6 protein-coding genes, 1 tRNA gene and 1 pseudogene are annotated in these 9,565 nt (G+C 64.9%); 1 reads left to right on the top strand and 7 read right to left on the bottom strand.

What is annotated here, in order from left to right:
• Window positions 1–423 (bottom strand): annotated as a pseudogene (locus PHX69_RS11300) (transcription elongation factor GreB); the annotation flags it as partial.
• Window positions 424–540: 117 nt separating this feature from the next.
• Window positions 541–617 (bottom strand) — tRNA-Arg (locus tag PHX69_RS11305).
• Window positions 618–919: 302 nt separating this feature from the next.
• Between PHX69_RS11305 and PHX69_RS11310 the strand changes: the two genes are divergently transcribed.
• Complete coding sequence (locus PHX69_RS11310; protein ID WP_119012884.1) at window positions 920–3,220, top strand: NADP-dependent malic enzyme; 2,301 nt, start codon at window positions 920–922, stop codon at window positions 3,218–3,220.
• A 78-nt stretch (window positions 3,221–3,298) separates the two neighbouring features.
• On the opposite strand, the gene PHX69_RS11315 is transcribed toward PHX69_RS11310, so the two are convergent.
• The 5 genes from PHX69_RS11315 to fdhF form a co-directional block, all read right to left on the bottom strand.
• Complete coding sequence (locus PHX69_RS11315) at window positions 3,299–3,931, bottom strand: TorD/DmsD family molecular chaperone (RefSeq protein WP_288043783.1); 633 nt, start codon at window positions 3,929–3,931, stop codon at window positions 3,299–3,301.
• Window positions 3,928–5,997, bottom strand: coding sequence for a 4Fe-4S binding protein (locus tag PHX69_RS11320; RefSeq protein WP_288043788.1), 2,070 nt, complete (start codon window positions 5,995–5,997; stop codon window positions 3,928–3,930). Before PHX69_RS11320 ends, PHX69_RS11315 begins: the two co-directional genes overlap by 4 nt.
• Window positions 5,957–6,697: a DUF3306 domain-containing protein gene (locus tag PHX69_RS11325; RefSeq protein WP_288043784.1), complete on the bottom strand. Its 741-nt coding sequence runs from the start codon at window positions 6,695–6,697 to the stop codon at window positions 5,957–5,959. Before PHX69_RS11325 ends, PHX69_RS11320 begins: the two co-directional genes overlap by 41 nt.
• Entirely contained in the window at window positions 6,690–7,235 is a 546-nt protein-coding gene (locus PHX69_RS11330) for a DUF3305 domain-containing protein (protein WP_119012888.1), read from the bottom strand. The genes PHX69_RS11325 and PHX69_RS11330 overlap by 8 nt, the downstream gene beginning before the upstream one ends.
• A 5-nt stretch (window positions 7,236–7,240) precedes the next feature.
• The coding region (gene fdhF, locus PHX69_RS11335) for a formate dehydrogenase subunit alpha (protein ID WP_288043786.1) at window positions 7,241–9,565 on the bottom strand (2,325 nt) is incomplete at its 5' end.

Below are 9,565 nucleotides of genomic sequence, written 5' to 3' on the forward strand. Positions count from 1 at the left end.
GTGCTGGCTACTGTCTGCCTCATCAACACCCAAAATGGTGATCGTGCGTTGGTGCCCTAGATCATCTACGTAAGTGACTTTTGCACCAAAGAATATCTGGTCGCTACCGGCATGCACGGTTGGATCGACGACCTCGGCTATTTCAAGACGTTTCGTCAAAAACCGAATGCGCCTGTCAATTTCTCGCAAGCGCTTCTTGCCGTAGAGGTAGTCCCCATTTTCAGACCGGTCGCCGTTGCTCGCAGCCCAGTGAACTACCTCGACCACCTTGGGACGCTCAATATCTATAAGACCCAGCAACTCTGCCTTCAGTCGATCGTAGCCAGAAGGTGTGATGTAGTTCTTGCCGCCCACAGGCAACGCAGGCATTTGGACGTCTTCTTCGTCTTGCGTCGCCGATTCCTTGGAAAACACCTTACTCATGACGATGTACCCCGTGCACGCCGCTGCCCACAGCGGCACGCAAAATTCATTACCGCAAGAGCAAAAACACAAAAGAAAAAGCCCTGCAATCTTTTTGAGATTGCAGGGCTTACTTTTTGGTGCGGCTGGCAGGAATCGAACCCACGACCCCTTGGTTCGTAGCCAAGTACTCTATCCAGCTGAGCTACAGCCGCTAAGCTTTGAATTATAACACAGAATTTTGACTTTGTCTGAATTCTGGAAATTTCTGATTTTGTATTTTTTACAACCTCAGAACTCAAGCACAGCTGGAATTCTACATCACTTTTTAACGCACTTAAGCCATGGCATCGAATATTTTCAAAATTGCGCCAATCCTCATCCTTGCTTCAACCGCCGGTCTTGCAAACCGACTGCTGGAGCAATGATCCACAAGTACAGCAATTGCGCGACCAGCCACAGCAACAGCTGCCAGCATCGGGTAAGCTCATTTGGCAATCTGCGAGGAATTTTCTGTATGACCCAAAACCTGTCAACCGCCGAACAAGCTCTGCGCGAAGCCGCGCTCGAATACCACCGTAACCCAGGCAGGGGCAAGATTTCCGTCACGCCCACCAAACCATTGTCCAACCAGCGTGACTTGTCCCTGGCCTATTCGCCTGGCGTTGCTTATCCCTGTCTGGACATTGAGGCGGACCCTGCCTTGGCCCATGAATACACGGCGCGCGGCAACCTGGTCGGCGTGGTCACCAACGGCACTGCCGTCCTGGGCCTGGGCAACATCGGGCCACTGGCCAGCAAACCCGTGATGGAAGGCAAGGGTTGCTTGTTCAAAAAGTTCGCTGGTGTGGATGTGTTCGACATCGAACTCGCCGAGAACGACCCAGATAAGCTGATCGACATCATTGCGGCGCTAGAGCCTACGCTGGGCGGCATCAATCTCGAAGACATCAAAGCCCCCGAGTGCTTCTACATCGAGCGCGAACTCTCCAAGCGCATGAACATTCCGGTGTTCCATGACGACCAGCACGGCACGGCCATCATTTCCAGCGCGGCCCTGCTGAATGGCCTGGAACTGGTCGATAAACAGATTGGTGATGTCAAGGTAGCGGTCTCAGGTGCCGGGGCTGCGGCCATCGCCTGCGTGAACGTCATGGTGGGCCTGGGCGTCAAAGTAGAAAACGTCTTCATGTGTGACTCCAAGGGCGTCATCTACGAAGGCCGCCCCGGTGGCTACGACGAATCGAAGGCCCGTTATGCGCAAAAAACCGACGCCCGCACGCTGGCTGATGCGGTCGATGGTGCCGACGTGTTTCTGGGCTGTTCGGCCCCTGGTGTGCTGACGGTCGAGATGGTCAAGACCATGGCCGCCAAGCCCATCATCCTGGCCCTGGCCAACCCTGAGCCAGAAATCCGCCCCGAGCTGGCCAAGGCCGCTCGGCCCGATTGCATCATTGCCACGGGCCGCTCTGACTACCCCAACCAGGTCAACAACGTCCTGTGCTTTCCGTATATTTTCCGGGGTGCACTCGATTGCGGCGCCACCAAGATCACCGACGCCATGAAGCTGGCCTGCGTGCGCCAGATTGCCGATCTGGCCAAAGCCGAGCCCAGCGATGAAGTCGCCGCCGCCTATGCGGGCAAAGACTTGCACTTCGGCCCCGACTACCTCATCCCCACCCCGTTTGATGCGCGCCTGATTCTGCGCATTGCCCCCGCCGTGGCGCAGGCTGCTGCCGACTCGGGCGTGGCCACCCGCCCGATTGCTGACATTGACGCCTACCGCGAAAGCCTGACGCGCTTTGTTTATCAGACCGGCATGTTCATGCGCCCGGTATTCCACGCTGCCAAGCTGGCCAACAGCCGCGTCGCTTATGCCGAAGGCGAAGATGATCGCGTACTGCGCGCCGCACAAGTGGCCGTAGACGATGGCCTGGCACGCCCCATCCTGATTGGCCGCCCCGCCGTGATTGCCGCCCGCATCGAAAAGGCAGGTCTGCGCATCCAGCCGGGCAAGGACGTAGAAGTCTGCGACCCGGAAGACGACCCGCGCTTTCGCCGTTACTGGGAGACCTACGTCAGCCTGATGGGTCGGCGCGGCGTCACCCCCGAAGCAGCCAAAGCCATCGTGCGCCGCTCCAACACACTGATTGCATCCCTGATGGTGCGACTGGGCGATGCTGACGCCATGATCTGCGGTCTGGTGGGCAAGTTTGACAACCATCTGGCCCATATCCGCGACGTGATCGGCCTGAAAGCCGGTACGCCTGAGCTGGCCACCGTGAACGCCCTCATGCTGGAGCAGCACACCCTGTTCATTGCCGACACCTACATCAACGAAGACCCCAGCGCCGAAGAACTGGCTGACATCGCCTTGATGGCCGCCCAGGAGGTGCAACGCTTTGGTCTGCCGCCCAAAGTGGCCTTTTTGTCGCACTCCAACTATGGGTCTTCCAGCCGGGCATCGGCACGCAAGATGCGCCAGGCGCGCGACCTGTTTGTGCAGTCGGCGCCGCACATCGAGTGCGACGGTGAACTGCACGGGGATGCGGCCCTGTCGGATGCCATGCGCCGCACCATGCTGCCCGAGACCACCTTGAGCGGGGCGGCCAACGTGCTGATCTGTCCGAATCTGGATGCTGCCAACATCCTGTTCAACGTGCTCAAAACCACCAGCGGCCACGGCACCACCATTGGCCCCATCCTGCTGGGCGCGGCCGCTTCGGCCCACGTGCTGACGCCCTCGTCCACCGTGCGCCGCGTGGTCAACATGACGGCGCTGGCCGCAGCCAACGCTGTGCCCACTGCCAAGCCCTGACGCCCACATAGCCCTGACCGCTGCCGCGCACCAGCGCCTGGCAGCGGTCAGGGCAGGCCTGCGAACGGCTTCAGCAGATCAACTGTCGAGCATGTCGAAGGCCTGGGCCTCCACCACGGCAAACGCGCGGGTCAGCCCAGCCAGGGCAGCGTAGAACTGCGCCCGTGGGTGCGCCTGCAAAACATCGCACAGCGCCTCCAGCCACGGCTGCAAATGGGTGGCATAAAAATCCCGCTGGCTGGTCAGGTGGCAGACCGACATATCGTCACCCGCAATCAGGTAGCGCATCACTTCACAAAGATAGGCCACATGGTCTTCCGTCTCGGGCATGGCCTCGTCGCGGGCCAAGCCGAACTGCGCGAGGTCACTGCGCAGGCGCGCTAGCGGTTTCTCGTTCAAAAAACCGCTGAGGTAGTGCGACCCATACAAATACACCTCGGGCTTGCCCACACCGCCAAACAACGCCGTGTATTCAGCAGCGATGGCTGCATCGCTGTGCGCGCGCGCCGCTGCTACCAGTTGCTGCCAGGGCTCTTGCAAAAAGCCGCCGGCCATGGGCGCTTCGGTCACGGCCACGCGCAGGGCCTCCAGCAACGGCGCAGGTGGCAGGGCGTAATACAACTGGGCCAGCAGACCATACAGCTCAGCGCGCGCGGTTTCCTCGTCCAGCGCGGAACTGGTGGGCAGGGGCAAAGGGATGGCGGCGTTCACAGGCGGGTCACTTTCTGTTCGTTCTGCGAGGAATAAAGGTCAATCACGCGGCAGTCGCTGCACATCTTGAGCCGCTCCAGTGCTTCGCCCTGGAACATGGCATGGCCTGCCAGCTTGCCCAGCATGGCCTCGATGGCTTTGAGTGTGCCAAACGGCTTGCTGCAACGGATGCAGGCATACGGCTGCATGTCGTGCAGCACCCGGGCTTGCCCGCGCTGCGGCGTGAGCAATAAGCGAGGCACCAGTGCCAGCGCGTCTTCGGGGCAAGTAGTGGCGCACAAACCGCACTGGACGCAGTTTTGCTCAATGAAACGCAGCTGGGGCGCCTGCGGGTTGTCTTGCAAGGCGCTGGACGGGCAAGCCCCCACGCAACTCAGGCACAAGGTGCAACGGTCTTTGTCCACCGTCACGCTGCCCAGCAGGGCGCCGCTGGCCGGCAGGGCAATGGCCTCGGGGCGCGCTGCCACGGGCAAGGGCGCCTGCTCCAGCAAATGGCTCAACGCCATCTCCAGGGTGCTGCGCTTTTCGGGGGATACGGCAAAGCGCGCAGGCACAGCAGGAACCGATGGGCGCGTCTGGCCCAGCCCCTGGAGCAGCGCATCCAGGTCCATGGCGGTGCGGGCCCGCAGGAGCTGCAGGTGCGTGCCGGTGTAACCCAGCCCGTGCAAGATGGCCTGTGCCGTCTCCATCTGTGCCTGCAAACCGTCCAGGTACTGCGGCGCTTCTTCACCAGTGACCAGCACCACCACCTGGTGGGCGCCATAGGCCACGCTGGCGAGCCACAGCTCCAGGCCGGTACTTGCGGTGTGCCACAGGGCCATCGGCAACACCCGTGCAGGCACGCCCTGCGCCAGCCCCAGGCGGGCCGCACGGCCCAGCTCCTGCACCAGCGCCTCGCCGTGCTCCTGGCTGTGCAGCAGCAAGACCGCCTCTTTGCCGCCCGCCGTCGCGTAGGTGGACAGCAGCGTGCGGATTTTCAGCCCCTGGTCGCTGGCGCGCGGGTAGGCATAGGTCATGGCACCGGTCGGACACACCGTGGTGCAAGCACCGCAGCCCACGCACAAATGCGGATTGACCACCACGCGCTGGCGGCCCTTGTCGCTGCGAATGGCCTCGGCGGAGCAAATGTCCACGCAGGCATTGCAGCCCAGTGCGGTGTTGCGGCTGTGGGCGCACAGCTTTTGCTGGTAGGCAAAGAACTTGGGCTTGTCAAACTCGCCCACCAGCTCGCGCAGACGCAGCAAGGCGGCCATATCCTGACCGTCCCAGCGGAAATAGCCCTGCGGCAGCGCGTGCTGCATGAACGTGGGCGTGGCCGTGCCAGCGCGCAAATCCAGCACCAGGTCAAAGCGGTCTGCATGGCGCGCGGGCAGGCGCTGAAAATCAATCGCGCCCGCTACCTGGCACACCTTCACGCAGCTGCGGTGCGCGCCGCAAGCGGCCATGTCCACTTGGTAATCCAGCCCGATGGCGTTGTCCGGGCAGGCCTGCACGCAGGCGTTGCAGCGGGTACACAAGTCCAGGTCGATGGGGTTGTCGGCCTGCCAGGCCAGCTCAAACGCCCCCAGCCAACCGGTCAGGGACGTGAGGGTGCCGCCCAGCACCGGGTAGCGCCGCTCCTGGGCACCGCCCGCGTTGCCCGGGCCGGTGGTGAAGATGGTCACATCCAGCACATCGGCCAGCAGGGCGGCGGCACGCTCGGCAGCATCCAGCGCGCCAATGATGAGCACACGCCCCGCACTCTTGAACGTGACGGTGGACACCGGATCTGGCTCGGGCAAGCGCGCTGCCGCCAGCAGCGCCGCTATTTTGGGCGTGGCCTGGCGCGCATCGCGGCTCCAGCCGCCCGTCTCGCGGATGTTGACAAAGCGGATGGGTGACACCGCCCCTTCGGTCTGCTGGCCCAGCTCGGCAAACAGGCGCCGCTCCTGGGTGCAGGCCACCACCACCTCGTCCCCCGACTGGATGGCTTGCTGAAAAGCACCAGCCTCGCGCCGACACAGGGCAGAGTGCAGGGTCAGGTTTTCATGGAGCAGCGCCCCCAGCGCCTGGGGCTGGAGGGGCATGGTCTGGTTGCAGTCGCAAATCAGCGTGGGCATGGTCGTGGGGGGCAGCGCTGGCCAGTGGCCCGCCCTCAGGCAAGAAGCCAGCGGGCACAGGCGCGCCAGAAGTAGTTAAGGGCTGCGACTGTGCCACGTCTGCGGGCGGTGGCACGCTGTGCGCAGGCGCAGCGCAGGCGGCTACGGGGTCTTTGTCGGCACCGGCAGGCACACTGCCAGCCGCCTGCTGCGGGGCTGGCTCCTCCTGCACCATGCCAAGAAACTGGGCACTGGTCATCTGGCGCAGCATGGCCAAGGGCAGCGGGTCGGGGCGGGAGTAATCGTCGATGTAGATATCCAGGCCATCCATCACGTTGAAGTGCGGGTCAGAGAACAGCTTTTTCATGGCGGCATTGCGCACTTCAGGCGCTACGCCCCGGGCAACAAAGGGCTTGAAGTCCGATTGCGGCGTGAGGGTTTGCGCCTGCGCCAACGTGGGCGGTGCAGGCGCAACGACCGGTTCGGGCGCCGCACCCACCGCGCTGCGTCCGGGTTCGTGCGCACCCGCTGCCCCGGCCACCACGGGCGAGCGAGCGGCGAGCGGCGCAGCGGGCACCGGCGCCACGGCGGGCACTATGACTGGCGCTGGCGGCTCCTCGGGCAACGGCTTGCCTGCCAGCGCCTCCTGTTTGCGGCGCGACCAGCGGCCCAAAAATCCGTCAGCCATGTGCGCCTCCGCGCTGCTTGTCGGTGGACACCGAGGCCGGGTTGCCAAAACGGTCCAGCAGCGGCTGAAAACTCTGTGGGCGCCTGCGCCGACGCGGCTCGGGCTGGTAGTGCAGATCGACAAACGCCTGCAACCACTCGCGCACCGGCGCGGGCGCGGGCACCTGCTCCACGGTTTCCTGGGCATCCAGCCAGCGGCCTGCATCGTGGTAGCTCAGGCTCACGGCCACGGGGCGCGCCAGGGGGCGCTGGCCTTCGGGCGCTTCTTCGTCCAGGCGCCACAGCACAAACCAGCACGGCGCGGGCGAGGCCAGGTTCAGGTAGTAGCCCTCGGCATCGTCACGGAACAGCTCTACAGCCATATCCGGAAACAGCCAGCGCTCCTCCAGCGCATCCTGGAGCAACAACCGGGGTGCGGTGCCAAAGGCTTCTTCGTGGGGCACGACATCGGCCAGCGACCAGCGCCAGGGTTGCCAGCGGTTGTCAATGCGCTCACAGCGCAGGATGACGGCGACTTCGGTGTGGGGACGTAACGACATGGCGGCTACTGTAGGGCCTGCACGGCCACGGCGCAGTATTTGAACTCCGGTATCTTGCCAAACGGGTCAAGTACCGCGTTGGTCAGCAGGTTGGCAGCGGCCTCGGCGTAGGCAAAGGGCATGAACACGGCGCCATCGGGTGTGCCCTCGTCCAGGCGCAGGTGCAGCTGCACCGCACCACGGCGTGAACGCACCTGCACCAGCGCACCGGGCTGCACGCCGCAGCGGGCCATCTCGCGGGCATTCATGCACGCGGTGGCGATGGGCTCCAGCGCATCGAGCACCGCCGCGCGGCGCGTCATGCTGCCGGTGTGCCAGTGCTCCAGCTGGCGCCCGGTGATGAGCACCAGCGGGTAGTCGGCATCGGGCCGCTCGTTGGCCCAGACGATGCCCGCAGGCACCAGCGTGGCGCGCCCCGTGGGGGTGGGAAAGCGCTCGGTAAACACCACCGGCTGGCCCGGGTCATCGGCCGACAGGCACGGGTAGGTGACGCTGGAGTCGCGCTCCAGCCGCTGCCAGGTGATGCCGCCGATCGATCGGTGCATGGCCTGGCGCATTTCTTCATAGACAGCGGCCACGCCCGCCTCGGCGCCAGAGTAGTGCCAGCGCAGCCCCATGCCCGCCGCCATCTGCTGGATGATCCACAGATCGGGCCGGGCCTGACCGGGCGGTGCCAGGGCGCGGCGGCCCATTTGCACGGTGCGGTCGGTGTTGCTGGCGGTGCCGGTTTTTTCGGGCCAGGCGCTGGCGGGCAGCACCACATCGGCCAGCCAGGCGGTTTCGGTCAGAAAAATGTCCTGCACCACCAGGTGCTCCAGGTGGGCCAGGGCATGGCGCGTGTGGTGCAGGTCGGGGTCGCTCATGGCCGGGTTCTCGCCCATGATGTACATGCCGCGCACCTTGTGCGGGTGGGCATCGTCGGCCAGGGCCAGGTTGAGGATTTCCACCACGGTGTAGCCGGGCCGCTCGTCCAGTGCCGTGCCCCAGAACTGCTCAAACCAGGCGCGTGCCTGCGGGTTGTCCACCCGCTGGTAGTCGGGGAACATCATCGGGATCAGCCCGGCATCGCTGGCGCCTTGCACGTTGTTCTGGCCGCGCAGCGGGTGCAGGCCGCTGCCGGGCTTGCCGATCTGGCCGGTGATGGTGGCCAGCGCAATCAGGCAGCGCACGTTGTCGGTGCCATGCACATGCTGGCTCACGCCCATGCCCCAGAAAATCATCGCGGCGGGGCTGGTGGCATAGGCCCGCGCCACTTCGCGCAAGGTGCTAGCGGCAATGCCGCACAGCGGGGCCATGGCCTCGGGGCTGTAGGCCTGCACATGCTGGCGCAGGGCTTCGTACTGGAGGGTGCGGTCGCGGATGAAGGCAGCGTCGGTCAGGCCCTCCTCGATCACGGTGTGCAGCAAGGCGTTGAGCAGCGCCACATCGGCATCGGGCTTGAACTGCAAGGTGCGCCAGGCGTGCTGGCGCATGTCGGTGGCGCGCGGGTCGGCCAGCACCAGCCGGGCGCCGCGCTGCACCGCGTTTTTCATCCAGGTGGCGGCCACGGGGTGGTTGGCCGTGGGATTGGCGCCAATGACGAGGATGAACTCGGCGTGCTCCACGTCGCGCACGGGGTTGCTGACGGCCCCTGAGCCCAGCCCCTCCAGCAGCGCCGCCACGCTGGAGGCATGGCACAGGCGGGTGCAGTGATCGACGTTGTTGCTGCCAAAGCCGGTGCGCACCAGTTTCTGGAACAAATACGCTTCTTCGTTGCTGCCCTTGGCCGAGCCAAAACCGGCCAGCGCCTTGGGCCCGTGTGCAGCGCGCAGCGCACGCAGCGGGCCGGTGGCCAGCGCCAGCGCCTCGTCCCAGGTGGCTTCGCGGAACACCGCGCGCCAGTCGGCGCCAGCGGGGGGCACCTGCTTGGGCGCGCCGGGCTTGCGAACCAGCGGCAGCGTGAGGCGGTCGGGGTGGTGGATGTAGTCCAGCCCGAAGCGCCCTTTCACGCACAGGCGCGCCTGGTTGGCCGGGCCGTTGCGCCCCTGCACCCCGACGATGCGTTCGCCGCCCACCTGGTACGTGATCTGGCAGCCAACGCCACAAAACGGGCACACCGAATCCACCGTGCGCTCCACCAGCGGCGCGGCCAGCAGGGTTTTGGCGCTCAGGGCGCCGGTGGGACAGGCTTGCACGCATTCGCCGCAGGCCACGCAGGTGCTGTCGGCCAGCGGGTCGGCCAGGTCAAAGGCAATGCGGCTGTGCGCGCCGCGCCCGGCCACGCCGATCACGCCGTTGACCTGCTCTTCGCGGCAGGCGCGCACGCAGCGGTTGCACTGGATGCAGGCATC

It is taken from the genome of Simplicispira sp., assembly GCF_028687295.1.
GTDB lineage: Bacteria > Pseudomonadota > Gammaproteobacteria > Burkholderiales > Burkholderiaceae_C > Simplicispira > Simplicispira metamorpha.

Excerpts from the sequence above, each read along its gene's own strand:
- PHX69_RS11310 (WP_119012884.1), top strand. The coding sequence starts at position 920 with ATGACCCAAAACCTGTCAACCGCCGAACAAGCTCTGCGCGAAGCCGCG.
- PHX69_RS11320 (WP_288043788.1), bottom strand. The coding sequence starts at position 5,997 with ATGCCCCTCCAGCCCCAGGCGCTGGGGGCGCTGCTCCATGAAAACCTG.
- PHX69_RS11325 (WP_288043784.1), bottom strand. The coding sequence starts at position 6,697 with ATGGCTGACGGATTTTTGGGCCGCTGGTCGCGCCGCAAACAGGAGGCG.
- PHX69_RS11330 (WP_119012888.1), bottom strand. The coding sequence starts at position 7,235 with ATGTCGTTACGTCCCCACACCGAAGTCGCCGTCATCCTGCGCTGTGAG.